13 protein-coding genes are annotated in these 21,384 nt (G+C 53.1%); 8 read left to right on the forward strand and 5 right to left on the reverse strand.

Features of this window, described 5'->3' with window-relative positions:
* The first annotated feature begins 192 nt into the window (after positions 1-192).
* The 3 genes from WKR14_RS08190 (at position 193) to WKR14_RS08200 (ending at position 6,016) form a co-directional block, all read left to right on the forward strand.
* A complete protein-coding gene (locus tag WKR14_RS08190; protein ID WP_339087612.1) occupies positions 193-2,406 on the forward strand; it encodes a DUF4401 domain-containing protein in 2,214 nt (737 codons plus the stop codon).
* Positions 2,406-2,924: a GDYXXLXY domain-containing protein gene (locus tag WKR14_RS08195; protein WP_198552036.1), complete on the forward strand. Its 519-nt coding sequence runs from the start codon at positions 2,406-2,408 to the stop codon at positions 2,922-2,924. The genes WKR14_RS08190 and WKR14_RS08195 overlap by 1 nt, the downstream gene beginning before the upstream one ends.
* 254 nt (positions 2,925-3,178) lie before the next feature.
* Positions 3,179-6,016, forward strand: a complete 2,838-nt coding sequence (locus WKR14_RS08200; RefSeq protein WP_339087613.1) for an ExeM/NucH family extracellular endonuclease — start codon at positions 3,179-3,181, stop codon at positions 6,014-6,016.
* Positions 6,017-6,097: 81 nt separating this feature from the next.
* Here the strand turns inward: WKR14_RS08200 and WKR14_RS08205 are convergent, their stop codons facing one another.
* Together WKR14_RS08205 and folX are read right to left on the reverse strand one after the other, a co-directional pair.
* Positions 6,098-6,997 (reverse strand): TIGR01777 family oxidoreductase, encoded by a 900-nt coding sequence (locus WKR14_RS08205; protein WP_224868188.1) that lies wholly within the window; start codon positions 6,995-6,997, stop codon positions 6,098-6,100.
* A 46-nt stretch (positions 6,998-7,043) separates the two neighbouring features.
* Entirely contained in the window at positions 7,044-7,412 is a 369-nt protein-coding gene (gene folX / locus WKR14_RS08210; RefSeq protein WP_096141612.1) for a dihydroneopterin triphosphate 2'-epimerase, read from the reverse strand.
* A 67-nt stretch (positions 7,413-7,479) separates the two neighbouring features.
* Here folX and WKR14_RS08215 point away from each other — a divergent pair, with 67 nt between their 5' ends.
* Complete coding sequence (locus WKR14_RS08215; RefSeq protein ID WP_165564895.1) at positions 7,480-8,559, forward strand: AI-2E family transporter; 1,080 nt, start codon at positions 7,480-7,482, stop codon at positions 8,557-8,559.
* A gap of 27 nt (positions 8,560-8,586) precedes the next feature.
* Positions 8,587-9,513 carry a class I SAM-dependent methyltransferase gene (locus tag WKR14_RS08220; RefSeq protein WP_093983276.1) on the forward strand — a complete coding sequence of 309 codons (927 nt, stop codon included), beginning with the start codon at positions 8,587-8,589 and terminating at the stop codon, positions 9,511-9,513.
* Here WKR14_RS08220 and WKR14_RS08225 read toward each other — a convergent pair.
* Positions 9,507-9,731, reverse strand: coding sequence for a hypothetical protein (locus WKR14_RS08225; RefSeq protein WP_208136886.1), 225 nt, complete (start codon positions 9,729-9,731; stop codon positions 9,507-9,509). The two genes, WKR14_RS08220 and WKR14_RS08225, sit on opposite strands and share 7 nt — an antisense overlap.
* A 562-nt stretch (positions 9,732-10,293) precedes the next feature.
* Complete coding sequence (locus WKR14_RS08230; RefSeq protein WP_224868190.1) at positions 10,294-11,364, reverse strand: alpha/beta hydrolase; 1,071 nt, start codon at positions 11,362-11,364, stop codon at positions 10,294-10,296.
* A gap of 235 nt (positions 11,365-11,599) precedes the next feature.
* Here WKR14_RS08230 and WKR14_RS08235 point away from each other — a divergent pair, with 235 nt between their 5' ends.
* Positions 11,600-13,513 (forward strand): TonB-dependent receptor domain-containing protein, encoded by a 1,914-nt coding sequence (locus WKR14_RS08235; RefSeq protein WP_101053005.1) that lies wholly within the window; start codon positions 11,600-11,602, stop codon positions 13,511-13,513.
* Positions 13,514-13,864: 351 nt separating this feature from the next.
* Positions 13,865-14,377 carry a tRNA adenosine(34) deaminase TadA gene (gene tadA / locus WKR14_RS08240; protein WP_226564911.1) on the forward strand — a complete coding sequence of 171 codons (513 nt, stop codon included), beginning with the start codon at positions 13,865-13,867 and terminating at the stop codon, positions 14,375-14,377.
* Positions 14,378-14,612: 235 nt separating this feature from the next.
* On the opposite strand, the gene mltF is transcribed toward tadA, so the two are convergent.
* On the reverse strand, positions 14,613-16,061 hold the full coding sequence (mltF, locus tag WKR14_RS08245; RefSeq protein ID WP_101053009.1) for a membrane-bound lytic murein transglycosylase MltF: 1,449 nt from the start codon (positions 16,059-16,061) through the stop codon (positions 14,613-14,615).
* 290 nt (positions 16,062-16,351) lie between these two features.
* Here mltF and purL point away from each other — a divergent pair, with 290 nt between their 5' ends.
* On the forward strand, positions 16,352-20,233 hold the full coding sequence (gene purL, locus WKR14_RS08250) for a phosphoribosylformylglycinamidine synthase (RefSeq protein ID WP_101053011.1): 3,882 nt from the start codon (positions 16,352-16,354) through the stop codon (positions 20,231-20,233).
* Positions 20,234-21,384 lie beyond the last annotated feature (1,151 nt).

The raw sequence follows: 21,384 nt of genomic DNA on the forward strand, positions 1-21,384 counted from the left end.
CTGTCAGCGGCTTTGGCGTGTGTTCTGCAAAAGCGGCAAGGGTTAGACAGGCGCTTTATTGTCATTGTGTCGATGTTTCTTTGAAGAGAAACTGTCGGCACACAGGCCCTGCCTACAACTCTGCTCATCTGTTTGATCTTGTGATTAAATATAGGAACTTAATTCATTCAAGGAAAGCGGGCAGGTCATTTCATGGATGCATTGCAACAACACAGAGCCCAGGTCAAGCAGCAACTCTATCTATGGCATTCGCAACAACTTGTCTCGGGGGCTGCGTGGCGCAACGCCTTGGGATTACTGCCATCAGCCGGGGCCAAGCAGAGCCTGAGCTTTTTCAACCCTCTGCTGTTGGGTAGCGCTGCGCTCTGTTTTGTTTCGGCGCTTATCTGCTTTTTTGCCTACAACTGGGCTGCTTTGCCGCGCATGGGCAAGTTGGCGTTATTGGAAACCGGCTTGCTGGGCTGTTTGTTGTTGGCCTTTGCGTTGAGCCGACGGTTAAAGCCACCCCTTGCCGACAAGGCACAAGGCGCTTTGCCCTGGCTCCTGTTTGCGGCCTGTGTGTTTGTCGGCGTCTTGCTGGCCTTTATCGGCCAGAGCTATCAGCAAGGGGCTGACAACTGGCAGTTGTTTGCCGTGTGGGCACTGCTTATTTTGCCCTGGGTGGTGTTTTTGAAACTGGAAGCCGGTTATCTGCTGCTTATCTTGCTGTTGAACCTGGCCCTGTGCTTGTTACTGCAGATAACCTCATTGCCGTTTGCAGACCTGTTTAGCTTGCTGGGGGATGACAGGCTCGCTATCCCTTGGTCACTGTTTGCGCTTAATTGGCTGCTGCATCAATGCCTGCTTCGTTTTGCGCTGACAGACAAGCACGGCATCCCCCTCAGCGAGGTAACAAGCGGGCTGCTGAGTTGGGGCTTTTTGTTGTTGGCGAGTTGTTGGACGCTGTTCGACTCCTTGAGCGCACAGCAGTTTATTGCTGTGGTTCTCTACGGGGTTGTTGCCGCAGCGCTGATACGAGGCTATCACACAAGGCGTAAACTCTACGGCATGGCGCTCGGGCTTTTCGGCACGGCAGCGCTGTTTGATCTCTGGTTGCTGCGCTTGCTGTCTGAAGTACTTGATGGTGATGCCGTGGTACTGTTGTTTGCCCTGATGACGCTTTGTGTGCTGCTCAGTGCCTCAATCGCCGCCTTGCTGCTAAAGCGCTTGCAGGCTGACTATCTGGCCGCTGCACCAGAGCAACAGACCCAAAAACACAAAGATACGACAGCCGACACAGAGCCCAGTGAGGATGAGCAAATCGTCCCTAATGCGGGCAGCCTTTTCTGGCAACGGCTGCAGCAGGCAGGCATTGTCTCGGGGGATGTGACACAAGAGATACCAGAGTTACAAAGTCCCTGGTATCTCAAGGCGATGCTTATCCTGTTTGGCTGGTTAGCCGGGATCTGTTTGCTGGGTTTCATCGGCACCAGCCTGGCGTTATTGTTGGACGATATTCAGCCTGGGTTGCTGCTGAGCCTGGCGCTGGCGGCATCTGCAGTGGCCTTTGGTTTGAGCCGAGGTCAAAGTGGACTGTTTATCTCTCAGTTTGCCTTGAGCTTTGCCGTGGCCGCCTTGGTGCTCTATGGCATCGCCTTTGATGAGCTGCTGTTTGAGGTGGCTTCCTGGCGCTGGTGGTTGATGCTGGCTCTGGCGGCCTCGCTTCACTGGTATCTGCTGCCAGCTTATTTGACCCGGTCCAGTTGTGCGCTGCTGGCATTATTGGCCTTGATTGCACTGCTGCAGACTCTGGCACTATTACCCTTGGTGACGCCGGCACTGCTACTGGGCTTTGTGCTGCTCTGGCGCCATGAGGCCGACTGGGGCAAAGCGCCGCTTCGCTGGCGCTCCCTTGCCATGGCCATGACCTTGGCGCTGCTCTTTTGTCAGACGCCGCAATTGGTTTGGCTGGAAGGCGTCTGGGAGTTAAAGAGTTCCGGCATGAGCCTTGCTATGTTGCAAGGCGCGCAATGGTTACTTGAAGCTTTGCTGCTGTGGCAACTTTGGCGTCTTTTCGGCAGTCGAATGAACGCAATCCGGCATCAATTGGATGGGCGTTCGCAGATGCTGTTGCTACTGGGACTGCTGTCGGCCTTGGTTTGGTGTTGGTGGATCCCCGGGCTTATCGCTGGTGCGTTGGTCGCGGTTTTCGGCTTTGTGCTGGCCGAGCGCTTGCTGCTCTGGCTCGGGGTCTTGGCGATGCCGGTCTACTGCGGTTATTACTATTACTCGTTGCAGCAAACCTTGTTGGAAAAATCCTTGCTGCTGATGCTGCTTGGCGTGAGTCTGCTACTGCTCTGGTTTGCGCTCAAGCCTTTGAGTGACAGGCCTGAGTGGCTGGCGGCGCAGAATGGAGGAGAGCAGTAATGAAACCCAAATTGACGCCAAAAATCATGGGGTTGTGCCTCATATGGGGGCTGCTTTGTTTGCTGGTAATCAACATTTCCGTGTGGCAGAAAGAGCAACTCTGGCAGCACGGTGAGCCCATTTTGCTTGAGCTGGCCCCGGTGGATCCCCGCTCGCTGATGCAGGGGGATTATATGCAACTCGACTATAAATTGGCCCGGCAACTGGCCAATGAGCTGCGCGCAAAAGGGCAGTTTCAGGACAATATGCAGGGCTGGCTCAGAGTGAGTCTCGACGAGCAGCAGCGCGCCGCTTTTGTGGCGTTGGAGAGTGATCCAGAGGCTCCTTTGTTGCAGCAGCAAAGACGCTTGCCGTTTAAAGTCCGTCAGGGAGAAGTGCAACTGGCGAGCCAGGCTTTTTTCTTTGAAGAGGGCCAGGCCGAGCATTTCAGCCAGGGGCGTTATGGCGAGCTGAGATTGGGCGCTGACGGGGAGCTGATGTTGGTGGGCTTGCGTGACAGTCAACTTAAGCCTCTTTGAACCTAAGAGTGGTAAGGCTGTGTTCATTAGACCACTAGAGTGACTTAGGATTTTTTACTTTTTACTCCAAGCTAACTCATTGATAAGACTAATTAACTAACACTAAAGTTTGATAAATATTTTACATATTGCAACCTGGCTGTAACTTGTGGCCTTTATAGTGGCTGCTTCTCCGGATGCGGAGATGTGGAAATAACATTACTTATTGATAAATAAGAAAATCACTATAATCAGGATATATTTCAGGGGTCAATATGTTAACCAAGGCAAGTCTGCTTGCCCTGGCCGTGGGCAGTATTGCTGCCCAGGCTCAGGCGAGCGAGCAAGTGATCATTTCCGAGTATGTTGAAGGTTCAGGCAATAACAAGGCCATCGAACTTTTTAACGCCGGCAGCCAAGCTGTCGATCTCAGCCAGTATCAACTGGATATCTTCTTCAATGGCAGTAGCAGCGCAGGCAGCAGCATTGCCCTGAGCGGCATGCTGGCCGCCGGTGGCACTCATGTATTGGCCGACAATGATGCCGACGCTGCAATCCTGGCATTGGCGCAGCAAACCAGCAGCGCCAGTTTCTTCAACGGTGATGATGCCCTGGTGCTGAGCCGTAATGGTGAGGTGGTCGACAGCCTGGGCCAGGTTGGGGTGGATCCCGGCTCCGAGTGGGGCAGCGGTGATGTTTCCACTCAAAACAATACTATAAGGCGTAAGCTGGACAACTTGAGTGCGGATCTCGACCCCTTCGATGCGGTTGACCTCAGCGGTTGGGATGGTTTCGCCATCGATAATATCGACGACCTGGGGGCCTTTGGCGGTAATGCCGGCGAGCCGGGTGAACCGACAGATCCCGGTAATGGCACCTTGGTTTGCGGCGATGCGGCTACACCCATTCATGCGTTGCAGGGTAGCGGTGAGGCCAGTCCATTGGCCGGTGAAATCCTGGAAGTGGAAGCAATAGTCACCAGCAACCAGGAAGCGGGTCTCAAGGGATTGTTCCTGCAGATGGCCGATGCCGAGGCGGATGCCGATCCTTTGACCTCGGAAGGGGTGTTCCTGTACACAGGCAATAGCGCCAGTGGCTATCAAGCCGGCGACCGAATTCGAGTGCGGGCTCAGGTCACTGAATATCAAGGCCTGACTGAACTGACCAATGTCAGTGCCAAGGCCTTGTGTACCACATCACAGCCTCTGCCGAGTGCAGCCAGAGTGAGCCTGCCGGTCAATGACAGCAGTGCACTTGAAGCCTTCGAAGGCATGTTGGTTAGCTTTGAGCAACATCTTACGGTAAACGAAGTCTACAACCTTGGCCGTTATGGTGAGGTGTTGCTGGGTTCTAGCCGTCACTTTATCGGTACTCAGGTGGCCAATCCCGGCGCCGATGCCTTGGCGGTCACGGCAGCCAATGCCCTGGATTCCATAGTGCTTGACGATGGCCTGACGGCACAAAACCCGGATCCTGTTATCTATCCGGCCCCGGGTCTGAGCGCCGCTAACCCGCTCAGAGTCGGTGATACTGTCACAAACCTCACCGCGGTGATGCATTACGGTTTTGGCATTTACCGTTTGATGCCGGTCGATACCGTCAACTTTGTTGCCGCCAATCCCAGAGCATCCGAGCCTGAGTTGAATCGTCTCGATGCCTTGACAGTTGCCAGTTTCAACGTGCTCAACTATTTCAACGGCGATGGCCAGGGCGGCGGTTTCCCCACGTCCCGTGGCGCCGATACTCAAGATGAGTTTGAGCGCCAACGAGCCAAGATAATCGCGGCGATGAAAACCATTAACGCCGATGTCTTCGGTTTGATGGAAATCGAGAACGATGGTTTCGGCAGTAACTCGGCAATTGCCGATCTGGCCCGCGGTCTCAACGACGCCATTGGCACTGACAGCTATCGCTATCTGGCGCCACAGGTTAATCGTATTGGCAACGATGAGATCAGCGTCGGTATTTTGTATCGTCAGGACAGAGTCACCCCGGAAGGGGTAGCTGCGATTCTGGACAGCAGCAATTCGGCGCTGGATGACAATGGTCAGGTGTTGTTCAACGATGGCAAGAACCGTCCCATGCTGACCCAGAAGTTTAGCGTCAACGACAGTGAGGATAGCTTTGTGGTGGCGGTAAACCACCTCAAGTCCAAGGGCAGTGATTGTAATGCGCTGGGCGATCCTGACATGAACGACGGCCAGGGTAACTGTAATCTGACCCGAACCCGCGCAGCCATGGCGATAGGCCAGTTCCTGCAGGCAGAATATCAGGATGACAAGGTGCTGGTGATAGGGGATCTCAACGCCTACGCCAAGGAAGATCCGCTGACAACCCTGGCCAATGCCGGTTACGCCGAGCTGTTTGGCGAGCTTGGTAAGCCTTCAGCATACTCCTATGTGTTCTCCGGTGAGTCGGGACAGCTAGATCATGCACTGGCCAATGAAGCCATGCTGGCCAATGTTCGTGATGTGACCGATTGGCATATCAATACTGATGAACCCAGGGTGCTGGACTATAACACTGAGTTCAAGACGCCGGAGCAACTGCAAAGTTTCTACAGCAACGATGCCTTCCGCTCATCGGATCACGACCCTGTGATCATCGCTCTGGACTTTGCCGCGGCCAATCAGGCACCGGTTGCCGAGTTCTCAGTGCAGCAAAATGGTGCCGCAGTGGCGCTTTCTAGCACTTCGAGTGATAGCGACGGTGAGTTGGTGAGCCTGGAGTGGGATCTGGGTGATGGCTCTCAAGCCTTTGGCGAGCAAGTGAGCCATGAATACCAGCAAAGCGGTGTCTACCTCATCACTCTGACCGTGACTGACGACAAAGGTGCCCAGCACAGTGTCAGCCGTGAGGTAACCGTTGAGATAGCCCCTGAGCCGACCGAGCCTGTGGCGGTTATCCGTCATCTGGATCTCTGGCTGCTGCAGGTGTTTATCTCCGAGAGCTATGATCCTGACGGTTATATCAAAAAGCAACAGTGGCGCTTCAACGATGGGCGTAGATTCAACGGCCCGGTTGCCATGCGTATTGGCGGTCGTGCCAATGAAGTGACCTTGACCGTGACCGACAATGATAAGCAAAAGGCCAGCACCAGCCTTAGCTTCTAACCGCTTAAGACGAAAAACGCCTGCTGCAGCGGGCGTTTTTGTTGGTCAACTCAAAGGCTGTTTACCCTTTATCTGTTTTAGTTAGCGCTTGTTGAATAAGGCTTTCATCGCGTGATTGATTTCCGGGTAGTTGAATTCGAAACCATCGGCCTGGGCATGAACCGGTAATACAAACTGGCCTTCGGTCAGTAGGGTCGACATCTCACCCATTGCCAGTTGCAGTGCCAATGCCGGTGCCGGCAGACAAGCGGGGCGGTGCAGCGCTTTGCCGAGAGCCTTGCTGAAGTCGCGGTTGCTGACAGGCTGCGGCGCGGTGGCATTGTATATGCCGCGGCAGGCTTCATTTTCCAGCAGAAATTCAATAAGGCGCAGCAAGTCTTCGCGCATGATCCAACTCATTCCCTGACGACCATGGCCAATCGGGCCGCCAAGGCCCAGTTTGAAGGCAGGCAACATCTTGGCCAAGGCGCCGCCATCTTTGCCAAGCACTATGCCGATGCGAAAGATACAGACCCGGGTGAGTTCGGCAACCGCCAGGGCTCTTTGCTCCCATTGGGCACAGATCCTATGACTGAACTCATCATGGGGCGTGGCGTTTTCGTCTATGGGCTCCGGCCCCTGACGCCCGTAAAAACCCACCGCCGATGCGCTGAGAAAAACTTGGGGTTTCTTTTGGCTGTTGCGGACAAGCGTAGCCAACTGCTCTGTGATGTCCCAGCGGCTGTGGCAGATCCGCTGTTTCTGCTCATCGCTCCAGCGTTTGGCAACTATGGGCTCACCGGCGAGGTTGATGATGGCATCTATCTCCTCAAGCAGTCCGGGTGTTTGCAGCGAATCTATGTAACGGGTCTGTGCCAGCGCCAGCTTTTGTTCGGCCGCCGCGGGGTTGCGGCTCAAAATAGTCAGCCTATGGCGTTTTGCCAGCCGCTGCGCCAGTTCTGAACCGATAAACCCGGTTGCACCTGTGAGCAGAATATTCATGCCTTCTCCCTGACTTATTGAATGTTTCTCCAGAGTATAGACTGGCTTACGCCGGTTTACGGTAGCTCAGCTGCAGTGAAACCGAGTCGGCATACCTCAAGGCATGGGGCTTGTCGATTTCAACGCTGGCGTACTCTACCCATTCATGTTCGCTGGCAATTTCCAGTACTTTCCCTGTGAGGTGCTCCAGCAGGGAGAAGCGGTTGTCCTCCACCAGGTTAATGATCGCCTTGGTAATGGTGCGATAATTGAGCGCGTGCTCCATATCATCACTTCTACGCGCCTTGTCGGCACAGTAATGGATGCAGACATTAATGATCACATCCTGGCGATTGTTGATCTCCTCTTCCTTGATACCGATAAAAGTGCGCAAGCGCAGGTTTTTAATGCGTATAATAGCTAATTCGGGTTTCATCATGTCACTACTTTTTGTTGTTGATGCAACGGCTGATTGTGACAGAGAACAACAAGGAGTTTCAATTATGTCATCAGCCTATCGTCCGTCCATGGCGCTGAAAGGATTCGCTGTCATGGCCTGCCTGGTCATAGTGCTGGCTGGAATTAAGGCCGCCAGCGCCATAGTAGTGCCTTTTGTGTTATCGGCTTTTATTGCGGTTATCTGCAGCCCGGCCATCAATGCCTTGAGCCGTTATCGTGTGCCCCGCGCCCTGGCTGTATTTGTGCTGGTGGCGATTATTTTGTTGCTTGGGCTCTGGCTGGCTTCTGTGGTGGGCAGCTCCATCAACGAGTTTTCCCAGCAGTTGCCGCAATACCGATCGCAGTTGGTGGAGCAATTTGCCTGGATATTGGATAAGCTCAAGGAGCTGAATATCCACATCTCCAAGGACAAGGTGCTGGCCTATCTGGACCCCGGCATGGCCTTGTCTTTGACCACAAATACGCTTTCCGGCGTGGGCAATGTGATGGCCAACCTATTTCTGATAGTGCTGACCATAGTCTTTATGCTGTTTGAGGCACAATCTTTGCCGCGTAAGGTGCATTTGGCGCTGGATGACCCTGATATGCGTTTGTCCCAGATTGAGCGTTTCTTGCAATCGGTGAACCAATATATGGTGATCAAGACCCTGGTCAGCCTGGCAACCGGTGTTATTGTCGGTGTCGGTCTGGCGCTGATGGGGGTGGATTATGCGCTGCTCTGGGGCGTAGTGGCCTTTTTGTTTAACTATATTCCCAATATCGGCTCTATTATTGCCGCTATTCCGGCTGTACTGCTGGCCTTTGTGCAGTTGGGCACAGCGGGTGCCGGCGCCGTTGCCGCACTGTATCTGGCAACCAACATGGTGATGGGCAATCTGGTAGAACCCAGATTTATGGGGCGCGGCCTCGGGCTGTCCACTCTGGTGGTATTCCTGTCGTTGATCTTCTGGGGCTGGCTCTTGGGCTCGGTCGGCATGTTGCTGTCTGTGCCGCTCACCATGATAGTCAAGATAGCGCTGGAATCGAGCCAGAGTGGCAGTTGGCTGGCAATCTTGCTCTCGGACGATGCCAGTATTGCCGTGCGGGAAAATGCCGATAAAGAAGCGGCAGCCGATGCCGAATAAAGGCAGAAATAAGAAGTTGAGGATTTCATGCAGTTATTTTTGGAAGCCATCACCGACCTGACACCAGGCGATGAGTGTGGCCGTTTGTTTCATGGTCGTGGTGGCCGTTATCCAGGCAGCGAGCACTTATGCCTGGATTGGTTTGCACCTGTGGTGTTGCTGACCGCCTTTAAACCACTGACGCCGGAAGAACTGGCGCTGGTTACCGAGCGTCTGCAATTACGCTGGCAAGCCTTGGGGCTGGCCCTGAATCTGGTCTATCAATACCGCGCCGCTGGGCAGACCCGCACCGAGCTCATTGCCGGCGAGATACCCGAGCCACATCTGGCCAGCGAGCTTGGCTGCCGTTATCAATTGCATCTGTTACGGGGCCAGAATCATGGTTTGTTCCTGGACATGCGAAACGGCCGCGAGTGGGTGATGGCCAACAGTGCTCAGCGGAAAGTACTGAATCTGTTTGCCTATACCTGTGCATTTTCGGTGGCGGCCCTCAAGGGCGGCGCCGATGAGGTGGTCAATATGGATATGAGTAAAGGGGCGCTCGCCATCGGCAAGCAAAACCATTTGCTCAATGGGCTTACTGCCGGCGCCCGCTTTCTGGGGCATGATATTTTCAAATCCTGGGGCAAACTTAAAAAACTCGGGCCCTATGACTTGCTGATAGTCGATCCACCCAGCAACCAAAAGGGCAGCTTTGTGGCAACCAAAGACTACCTGCGATTGCTGCGTCATCTGCCGCAACTCTTGAACCCGGGGGCCGAGTTGTTGCTCTGTCTCAACGCGCCTGAGCTTGACAGAGCGTTTTTACAGAGCCAGGTCAGTGACGCCGCGCCAGAACTTGAGTTTGTTAAACAGCTGGATAACCCACCTGCCTTTGCAGACCGGGATCCTGACAGGGCATTGAAAGTGTTGCTGTACCGCTATGAGGGTGAACCGGGCTCGGACACTCAATAACCGAGGCGTTCAGAGAGCAGGGATTGGCCGCCTTCTTCCAACAGGGCGGCTATGCCTTCGACATCAAAACTGCTCAAGCCGGATGCCTGATGCAGTAGCCTGTCCTGGACATCCAAGGGCATCTGCATCCTTTCCATAAACATGCGCATTCCCAATATATCGCCACTGGCCAGCAGGGTGGCGAGGGTTCGTGCTTCAAAGTCGACAATATGATTCATGGCGTCGTCCTCTTGCTGATTTACGCTCCGGGGAGGCCTCCTTTAAGCAATAGCAGTTGCAGCGTCCGCTGCTAGACCCAATGCGTTTAAAAAATTTCGCCTCAGAACTAAGGGGCATATCAAACTGAAAGTCTTTCAGCGCTTCTTACATAAGTGGTGGATATTTGAGCCTTTAAAGGTGGTTTAAGCAGTTGGTGGTAACGAAAGTGAAAGTTTTCTGTAATTCCTTCTCTAGCCCTGTTATACTGGCGCCGCCTTAGGGGAAACACCCAGGGCTCCGAAAAGCCGGAATCGGGCATAAAGTGTCGTCGGAACCTGAACTTAACAGGAATCCAAGAAAAAGATACGCCCTGTACCCTACAGAATAGACTGGAGTTGTTATGGAAATTCATGAGTACCAAGATGCTTACTACCAACTGCAGGATGAAGTGATTGAATCACTTCCGGTAGAGAAAGACGAAGAAGCATTTTTGGATTAAGCCTCAGCCAGGCAGCTCAAATCTTGAAAAAGCGGCAACCTCAGGGTTGCCGCTTTTTTTGTTGCCATTGAATTACAAATGAGTCATTCGAGGGCGGAGCCGGGGTAATAATGCTCGATAAGCTGGGTCAATATCTGCTGCTGTTGAGTAAGTTTTTGTCTTTGTGTCTGGCGCAGCAAGCCTCTGAGTGCATGATACTGAGGCTTGATTTCAATACCCTGGCTCTCGCTCAAGTGCTTGAAGCGACTGATCACTTCAGTCACGCTGAAATTCTCGGCGTATATATCCAACAGGTGAGAGCGCATCAGCCAGCGAATACCTTGATAGACACCTATGTGAGGCAGGGAGTGATGATCTTCGTCACTGAAAAACTCACTGTGAAATATAAGTTGCTGAGAGGGCAGCGCCGACAGATGTTTGGCCAGCGCCAGATTTCGCTGTTTGTGGTAGTCATTGCGGCCAAGTCCTGGGGTGGTGGCCTGGTTACTTATCGCCATGTACAGGGGCTTGCCTGTTAGCTGGCCCTGAGTGAGTGCCTGTTCGAGCTCATCGGCATAAGTCGGGCTGTCGTACCAGAGACTGGCATCCAGCACTAGGTAAGCATTGAACATAGGTTGTTGTCGGCGCAGCGCCTCCAGTGTCAACAAGCCCCCAAAAGAGTGACCGATAAGTACAGTAGGGCCAGGCTGCCCAAGCTTGGCATTCAGCCAGGGGTTAAGTTCCTGGTCGAGAAAGTCGAGAAAAGTGCCGGCATTCCCCGATTGCTGATAAAGCGGCCCTGCGGGTCTACCACCGGGCAGTGTTTCCAGTTTCACCGGAGTGAAGTCCCGAATACGGTTACGGTTGATGATGCCAACTATGACGCCTTCAGGTATCGCAGGATTAACCCCGGAAGCCAGATAGTCCAGCATGGGCGCAAGATGCTCAAACTGCTGCTCGGCATCCAGGATTACATATCGGGCAAAGCTCTTGCTGTGCCTGGCATCCCAGTGTTTGGGAAGGCGCAGTAATACTTCCCGCGATTCTCCCAATATGTTGGAGTTCAGCGTCAGTCGCTGTTGTTTCCCGGCGCCTTCTTTATCCAGGCTTTGGGCGCTGCAGCCTACCAGCAGACCTAACAATAGCGTCAGAGGGATAAACAGTGATTTTTTCATGGAAATTTTTACTCGGTAAAGGTGACATTTTCAGCTTGAAATTCAGCCCTGATGGGCTTTTGAGTGGCCTGGCTCACATTCGCATTATTACATTGTAAATGATAACCAATATCATTCCTATATTGTAAAGATTATGCTACTTTTTCGCGCCATGGAACCAGGGGCTTTACCTGGATTTACTCAAGAGCAATAACTTACAAGGCGCAATTGTCGCCGCGATAATCGGGGGAATAGAATGAAACTGGATAAGTGCCGCAAACTGCTTACCTTGAGCCTGGTCGCCATGGCTGTCAGTGGTTATACCCAGGCAGATGAAGGTGAAATGGAGCATATAGTCGTTACCGCCAGTGCCAAGGATCAGCAACTCAGCACTGCGCCTGCCTCAATCTCGGTGATCGATGCCGAAGCGATTAAGTTGATGCCGGTCAAAGATCTGGGGGATGTGCTGAGAAACAGCGTCGGCGTGAATGTGGTGACCAACGACTCGGGTCGAAACAGCATCTATATCCGTGGTATGGATGAAGACTATGTACTGATGTTGATCAACGGCAAGCGGGTTTCTTCTTCCAATGGTCTGTGGCGCGGCGGTAACTTTGACTTGACTGCTATCCCCATCGACGCCATCTCCCGGGTGGAGATTGTTCGCGGCCCGATGTCGGCTCTCTATGGTTCAGATGCGGTTGGCGGGGTCATCAACGTGATCACCAAGGCGCCAGATGATGACTGGCAACTGGTACTCGACAGCGAGTACAGTTGGATGCAGGACGGCGAGGGTGGCGATCGCAGTCGTACCAACCTGTTTGGCTCGGGCAAACTCACAGATAATCTGGGGCTGATGTTCACCGCAGAGGTGGCCGAGCAGGACGCCTGGCTGATGCCCGAACTGACCCCGGATCAGGACACCATAGAAGAGCGCAAGACTCGCAAGCTCTATGGCTCGCTCACCTGGCAGCTGGCAGACAATCAATCGCTGGACTTGGATTATCAATACGATAATGACAAGGTGCCCTTGACCACCTTTGCTGCCAATTCAAAGCGCGAGCAGAAGATAGAGCGCAACACCTTTGCTCTGACTCACAGAGGCGAGTGGAGCTGGGGTGGCACCGAGCTTTTGGCCAACCTGGAAAAGTCGGATATCTACGACTACAACAGCCGCTATTCGCTGCAGCCCCCTTTGGGACGCGACATCGAAGAGAAAAACACTACCTTCAGAGGCTCAGCCTTCTTTAACCTGTGGCAGCAGGACTGGACAGTCGGCGCCGAGTACTTTGAAACTGAAGTCGACGATCCTGTGCAATATCCACTTACCGGTGGTGACAGTGTTGAACAATACTCGCTGTTTATTCAGGATCAGTTCGATTTCCTGGATGATTTCACCCTGACCCTCGGCGGCCGCTACGAAGACAACGAAAAGTACGGCAGCCATTTCAGCCCCAGGGCGTATCTGGTTTACCGTGCTTCGGATGCATTGGTGCTCAAAGGTGGTGTCGGCACGGCATTCAGGGCTCCGGCACTGTTTGAATCATCTCCGACTTTCTCTTCAGTCAGTTGCCGCGGCGCTTGTACTGTAGTGGGCAATGCAGATCTTGAGCCCGAAACCAGTGTCAACTATGAGTTGGCAGCCTTGTGGAGTCAGCCTTCCTATGAGCTGTCTGCAACCTTGTTCCATAACAAGGTGGAAGATCTGATCACTGTTTCGGCTTGGGATGGCTCCAGCCCAAGCCGTACTTACTACAACGAATCCAAGGTGACTTTGCAAGGGGTAGAGCTGACCGCCAGCGTGGATATCACGGCGGATCTCGGCCTCAAGGCAAACTACAGTTATCTCGATACCGAGACAGGTGACGGTGATGAACTCACGGGGCGTCCACGCCAGAGTGCCAATGTGCAACTGGATTGGTATCTCACCGACGATTGGCAGCTGTATGTTGCCGGTAACTATTTCGGTTCATATCTGGATAGCAGTGCCGTGCGTCAGGATGGCTACAGCCGCTTCGATATCGGCAGCAGTTATCGGCTGAACGATCACCTGAAACTACGCGCCGGGGTAACCAACTTTACCGACGAACAACCGGCCGAGGAAGACACCAACAGCGATATGATACTGCAAGGCCGTGCCTTCTTTGTCGGTGTCAGTTTGAGTCTCTGAATACCTTGAATGATAATAGATACTCACTATCATAGGTCTTTTAGTTCAAGCCGTTATATAACGGCTTGAACTTTAGGGGATACGAGTTTGCTGCTTGGGTGTTAATTACTTTGTACCGGCCTTATTGTGGTAACAATTCGGGGTTGCTGTTCATTCATACGGACATGATCTGACAGGGATAGGTGTTTGTTGCTTATTCAAGAGAGATTGTCTGCCATATGTTTATTGTTTCATTGAGTTGGCTAAAAATGCTGCCGTTATAGGGCCAACAAACGGGTGAGTAGGTTAGGCTTAAACTTATAGCAGGAATCGTATTATACTCTGGCGCCGCACTGACGACGGACAGATAGAATGACAGAGAATCGCGACTTACATTGGATGCAGTTGGCCATGGAGATGGCGCAAAAGGCGGAAGCCCTCGGGGAAGTGCCAGTAGGGGCCGTGCTGGTCAAAGATGACCAGCTTATTGCCTGCGGCTGGAACCAGCCTATTGCCGCCAACGACCCCTGTGCCCACGCGGAAATTCTCTGCCTCAGGCAGGCGGGCGGTCAACTGGAAAACTACCGTCTGCTGGATACTACCCTCTATGTGACGCTGGAGCCTTGTGCCATGTGTGCTGGGGCCATGGTGCATGCCAGGGTGGGGAGATTGGTATACGGGGCTGCCGATCTTAAAACTGGCGCGGCTGGTTCAGTGTTGGATCTGGTGCGTCATCCCCTGTTCAATCACAAGTTGGCCGTCAGTGCCGGGGTGATGGAACAGGAGTGCAGCGAACAGTTGAGCGCCTTTTTCAGGCGACGCAGACAGGAGCAGAAGGCATTGAAGCAGGCAAGGAAACTTAATCTGCCTGCTGCAGAAAACTGAAGAAAAGTTTGTGACGGTTGAGAATGCGTTTGTGACGGGTTTTAACCAGGCTGCGGCGACGGGCCATTGCATTGTTAATAGTCTTTCTTTTCATAAGCTTACCTTAAGGTGTGTTCGTAAGTTTTTTGCATCAATGACAAGCTAACAGCTTATTTAAGCTTGCGCCAGCCCCAAAGGGCGGCTTGTGTATAAAAGCCAGACTGTTTGGCGCGAAAATGAGTGGTATGCAGGATTTTCAGTCGGGCTGGGCGCCACTGAGTTCGGTTGCTTCCTCGCTCTGTAGTTGCGCCTTAGCCTGGGTTTCTTGCTGGGCCTGTTCTTTAGCCAGCATTTCCTGCTTGGCTTGATTGTCTATCCACACCAGGGTGTCGTAGTAACGGCGAATACTGTCTACATAGTGCACCGCCTCGTTACCTCTGGCATAGCCATAGCGGGTATTTTGGTAGTATTTGCGCTTTTGCAGCAAGGGTAATACCTGCTTGAGATCTTTCCAGGCGCTGGGATTAAGGCCTCTGGCCTGTGCCAGTTTACGGGCATCCTCCACATGGCCATAGCCTATGTTGTATGAGGCGAGGGCAAACCACATCCGCTCCTCCTCTGGAATAGACTCAGGCAGGCGTACCAAAATGTCGCTCAGATAGCGGGCGCCGCCACGGATGCTTTGTTCGGGATCGAGGCGATTCTCCACTCCCAACTGTTTGGCGGTTGCCAGCGTTAGCATCATCATGCCGCGCACACCGGTCGGTGAACGAGCCCTGGGATTCCAGTGCGACTCCTGATAACTGGTGGCGGCCAGCTTGCGCCAGTCGAGTTCACCGGCATAGGTTTCAAACAGATGGCGGTACTTGGGCAGCTTGCTGTCAACGGCGCGGATAAAGGCGCGGGTGTCGACATAGTCGAAACGTTTGACATGGCCAAAGTATTTTTCCACCAAGTGTTCCAGCGTGCCGTCTCTTTGTTCCTGGTGCCAGAAACGCAGCAGTTGGCTCATCAGCTGATCGCTGCCTCTGGGGGGCAACAGCCAGACCACAGCCTGTTGCTGCTCCAGCACCTGGCCGTATCTCAGCTCAGGCATAAAACGGCGATTGATATTGATGCTGGTGGAATCTGAAATGGTATAGCTGAGCTCGCCGCTGGCTATCATGCTCAGCAGCTCTTCATTATCTTTATCTGCAACCTGTTGCCATTCCAGGTTGGGATTATCTGTCTTGAGTCGGTTGAGGGTTTCCACAAACGACGAGTCGGCTATTACAGTGACAGGCGCATCCAGGGCGTTGAGATCTTTGGGGACAGGAGTGCCGGCGCGGTAGACCATCACCTGATTGACCCGATAAAGCGGCGGTCCGAGACGAAACTGTTGTCGGCGGCTGCGGGTATCCGATAGTCCGGCGGCAATCAAATCAATTTCATTTTGCTTTAGCGCCTGGTAAAGCTCACTGATATTGCCATAGGGCTTCATTTCCAGCGGCTTGCCGAGAAAGTCGGCAAAGCGCGCCGCCATCTCATAGTCAAACCCAGTGTTTCCTTGAGTAGAGGAGACAAATATTTGTGGGCCATAGAGGGTACCCACCCTGAGCTCTTTGATTTCTTTCACCGCCGGGGTTACCTGAGTTTCATCCACGACAGCTTGCCGACAGCCGGCCAGCAAGATGATCAGGGTGAGAGTCGCGGTAATTCGTTTCATTATCTATCGGTAAAAGCCTTTAGTCTGTGGTTTGCTGCCGGGATAGGGCTTATCCCCTATGTCTGATATGTTTGTAAACAAATTCAATGAATTGTGTATTGGTTTTCGGCGCTGTTTCCTGCTGATTTAGGCGAAGGTTTTGCGCCGGAGGGTATATTACCCCATAGGATTACTTTATATCACAGGAAACACTGTTTTGAGCAAAGTCTGAGGTGATTTGTAGGGCGCATTTACCTATAATAGCGCCACCTCTGACCCTGTAATTATAAATAATAAGGTGATAAGACGTGATGGAGATCATCCGCGGAGCCCCCGCACTCTCGGCATTCAGAGTGCAAAAGCTGATGCAGGCCTGTGAAGTCGCCCAGCTTCCGGTAAAGCAAATCTATGCCGAATACGTTCATTTGGCTTATCTGAGCGAAGCGCTCAACCCCGATGACCAAGCGCAGTTGAGTAAGATTCTTACCTACGGTCCGGCCATCGAATCTCACGAACCCCAAGGCATTCTCCTTTTTGTTACTCCCCGTCCCGGTACTATTTCTCCCTGGTCATCCAAAGCCACCGACATTGCCCACAACTGCGGCCTCAAGCAGGTAAAACGCCTGGAGCGCGGGCTGGCTTACTATGTGGAATCCGACACACTGAGCGGCGAACAGCTCAAGAGCCTCAAGGCGCTGCTGCACGACCGCATGATGGAAGTGGTACTGGACAGCTTTGAAGCGGCCGATATGCTGTTTGCCCGCACTGAGCCCAAACCTTTTGTCAGCGTCAACATTCTCGGCGAAGGCCGCAGAGCGCTGGAAATCGCCAACCGCGAAATGGGCCTGGCGCTGGCCGACGATGAAATCGACTACCTGGTCACCAATTTCCTGCGTCTTGAGCGCAACCCCAACGACATTGAACTTATGATGTTCGCCCAGGCGAACTCAGAGCACTGCCGTCACAAGATCTTCAACGCCGACTGGACCATTGACGGCGAAGTGCAGCCCAAGTCGCTGTTCAAGATGATCAAGAATACCTATGAGAAGACCCCGGACTATGTGTTGTCGGCCTATAAAGACAACGCTGCGGTAATGACAGGTTTTGAAGCCGGGCGTTTCTTCCCCGACAGTGACGGCGTTTATCGTTATCACACAGAGCCGATGCATATTCTGATGAAGGTGGAGACCCACAACCACCCGACCGCCATCAGTCCCTATCCTGGTGCAGCCACCGGCTCGGGCGGTGAAATCCGTGACGAAGGCGCTACCGGCCGCGGCTCCAAGCCCAAGGCGGGTTTGACCGGCTTCAGCGTATCCAACCTCAAGATCCCGGGCTTTGTGCAGCCTTGGGAAGGCGACTACGGCAAGCCGGACCGGATTGTGACTGCCTTTGACATCATGATTGATGGTCCTCTGGGCGGCGCCGCTTTCAACAACGAATTCGGTCGTCCGGCCCTGCTGGGATACTTCCGCACCTACGAGCAGCAGGTTTGCAGCCACAATGGTGTCGAGGTGCGCGGTTATCACAAGCCTATTATGCTGGCTGGTGGCCTTGGCAACATTCGTGAAGAGCACGTACAGAAAGGGGAGATCTCCTTAGGCGCCAAGCTGATTGTACTGGGTGGCCCGGCGATGAACATTGGCCTTGGCGGCGGCGCGGCTTCCTCCATGGCGTCCGGCCAGTCCAGTGAAGATCTGGACTTTGCCTCGGTGCAGCGGGAAAACCCGGAAATGGAGCGCCGCTGTCAGGAGGTTATCGACCGCTGCTGGCAGATGGGCGATGCCAACCCAATCCAGTTTATTCACGATGTGGGCGCCGGTGGTTTGTCCAACGCCTTCCCTGAGCTGGTAAGCGATGCCGGTCGCGGCGGTAAGTTTGAGCTGCGTAACGTGCCTTCCGATGAGCCAGGCATGAGCCCGCTGGAGATCTGGTGTAACGAATCCCAGGAGCGTTATGTCCTGTCTGTGGCAGCCGAAAACCTCGATACCTTCGCCGCCATTTGTGAGCGCGAGCGCGCGCCATTTGCCGTGGTGGGCGAGGCGGTTGCCGAGCAGCACCTGAGCCTGAGCGACGAGCACTTTGACAACAAGCCTATCGACTTGCCGCTGGAAGTCTTGTTGGGCAAACCACCGAAGATGAGCCGAGATGTAGTGAGTCAAAAGGCGCAGTCTGCGGCGCTGGATGAAGCTTCCATTGATCTCGCACAAGCCGTTAAGCGGGTGCTGACTCTGCCAACAGTTGCCGACAAGAGCTTCTTGATCACCATAGGCGATCGCACGGTAACCGGCTTGGTGAACCGCGATCAGATGGTCGGCCCCTGGCAGGTACCTGTGGCGGATTGCGCCGTTACCGCCGCCTCGTTCGACAGTTATGTGGGCGAAGCCATGTCCATGGGCGAGCGCACTCCGCTGGCCTTGCTGGATTTTGGCGCCTCGGCGCGGATGGCCGTGGCCGAATCCTTGCTGAACATGGCCGGTGCCGATATCGGCTCACTGAAGCGCATTAAGCTGTCGGCCAACTGGATGTCTGCAGCCGGTCACCCGGGTGAAGATGCCGGCCTTTATGAGGCGGTCAAGGCAGTGGGCGAAGAGCTGTGCCCTGAGCTTGAACTGACCATCCCTGTGGGCAAAGACTCGATGTCGATGAAGACCGCCTGGGAAGACAAGGGCGAGCAGAAGGCGGTTACCGCACCTATGTCGCTGATCATCACCGCCTTCGGTGCGGTGCGCGACATTCGCAATACCGTGACTCCTGAGCTGCGTACCGACAAAGGCGAAACCGTATTGCTGCTGGCCGATCTGGCCAAGGGCAAGACTCGTCTGGGCGGTTCCTGCCTGGCGCAGGTGTTCGGTGAGCTGGGGGATATTGCGCCGGATCTGGATCAGGCAGCCGTATTGAAAGGTTTCTTCGAGGTGACTCAGCAGTTGGTGGCCGAGCGGAGTTTGCTGGCTTACCACGACAAGAGTGACGGCGGTCTGTTCACCACCTTGGTGGAAATGGCCTTCGCCGGTCACACTGGCCTGAAGGTGGATATTTCTGCGCTGGCCGGCAGCGCCCTGGCGCGCCTGTTCAACGAAGAGTTGGGCGCTGTGCTGCAGGTGAGCAAAGATCAAGCCGCCGAGATTATCAAGGCTTACACTGGTGCCGGTGTGGATTGTCATCCGATAGCAGAGCTGAGTGACGATGGCCGCATCCGTATCCAGGATCAGGGCGCCGAAATCTATAGTGCTTCACGTACCGAGCTGCGTAAGCTCTGGTCTGAAACCACCTATAGAATGCAGGCGCTCAGGGACAACCCTGAGTGTGCCCGTGAAGAGTTTGACCTCAAGCTGGATGAAACCGATCCCGGCCTGACGGTTAACTTAAGCTTTGATCCGGCAGAAGATGTTGCCGCGCCTTATATCCTCAAGGGCGCTGCACCCAAGATGGCGATTTTGCGTGAGCAAGGGGTCAACTCGCATATTGAGATGGCAGCCGCCTTCGAGCGTGCCGGTTTTGAAAGCCGCGATGTGCATATGTCGGATATCCTCAGTGGCCGTATCAGCCTGGAAGAGTTTCAGGGGCTGGTGGCCTGTGGTGGCTTCTCCTACGGTGATGTATTGGGCGCCGGTGAAGGTTGGGCCAAGTCTATCCTGTTCAACAGCCGTGCCCGTGAGGACTTCAGCCGCTTCTTCGAGCGTGCCGACAGCTTTGCCCTGGGTGTTTGTAATGGTTGCCAGATGCTCTCCAACCTCAAGGAGATCATTCCGGGTACCGAGCATTGGCCGCACTTTGTCCGTAACCGCTCTGAACGCTTTGAAGCGCGTTTCAGCCTGGTGGAAGTGCAGCAAAGCCCATCGCTGTTCTTCAGCGGTATGGCCGGCTCCAGAATGCCGATTGCCGTTTCCCACGGGGAAGGGCGTGCCGAGTTTGCTTCAGCTGCCACCATGGCAGCAGCCGAGCAGAGCGGTACTGTGGCGCTGCGTTATGTCAACGGTAAAGGTGAGGTGGCCAGCTTGTATCCACAGAACCCCAACGGCTCACCCAACGGCTTATCCGGGATCTGTAGCCTGGATGGCAAAGTCACCATCATGATGCCCCACCCTGAGCGGGTATTCCGCACAGTCGCCAACTCCTGGCATCCGGAAAACTGGGGCGAAGATAGCCCTTGGATGAGAATGTTCCGTAACGCCAGAGTGAAGTTGGGATAAGGTTAAAAATCATCCCATAAAGGGTAAAAAAAGGCGGGTATTTATAACCCGCCTTTTTTATTTGACTTTTGTCCTACAGGAAAAGCTTCATATCATCAATAGCTTGCACTTTTTTCAATATATTCTTATGTGTTGAAGTGTCAAAATGTACGCTTTACAGCGCTTAGTAGGCTAAAGCCGGTCTAAGACGGCAATCTCTTTTCATTGGTTCCTGTTATGAAAAAGCCCCATAGGTAACCCTATGGGGCCGTTTTGCGCTAACAAAACTTCAAGACAAGCCTCTATTCAACTGTGATCAGTACACCAATTGAGACTTATAAAGTTCAGCAAAAACAGGCTTGTACCAGTTAACCAGACGTTCGAAAAGTTTTTTCATAGCAATATCTCCACACAAAGTTCAATCATTGTGCGCGGAGGAAGGTCTGCAGATATCGATATCGACCGACCTGAGCGTCTCCTTAACACAGGCTATATAGTAGTCAATTATATCGAGCTTATCAAACGAGAAATAATACATAATAAGATTAGTAAAACTAATGCCTTATTTGGTTATGTTTTTTGGCTATTTTATTTTTATTATTTTTTACCAATTAAAACAATTAGTTGGCGTTGTGTTTGTTTGGGTTTTAATTTTTGCTGTTAGCATATTTAACTTGTAGATTTATTAAAAAGTTTATTCTACCAGGTTTTTGTTTAAATTTTTCTGAAACTGCCAAAAAGTGAGGTTATGTTGTATTGCTGTAAAGTCGCTAACACATTGCTTGTGGCTTGTCAAGCTGTTTTCTTGGTGCCTGTGTCCCTTACCGCAAAACCCAGCTAAAGGCCGGAGTTTGATTGATTTGCGTCAAATTCAAGTGGTATAAAATCAGGGCAAATCTTAGCTGAACTAATAGCGCAAGTGACTGATATTAAATAATTTGCAAATATTAGAACACTGGCAAATGCTGATGCTGATCGCATAAGTCTGCAAAAGCGTGATTCGCCTCTCGCTCTGGCTGGAAAAAGCCGATTTTTGAGCCTTTGGAAGGCAAGGGAGAGGCAAGGCGAATCATTTGGGTGGTTTATCCGGGTTTCCGGGTAGATAAGAAATTAATGAACTAAGCTATCCAACTCACCTCCTGCTGTCTTTGATGGGGATCTAAAGGCAGTGG

Source organism: Shewanella chilikensis (assembly GCF_037953065.1).
Classification (GTDB): domain Bacteria; phylum Pseudomonadota; class Gammaproteobacteria; order Enterobacterales; family Shewanellaceae; genus Shewanella; species Shewanella chilikensis.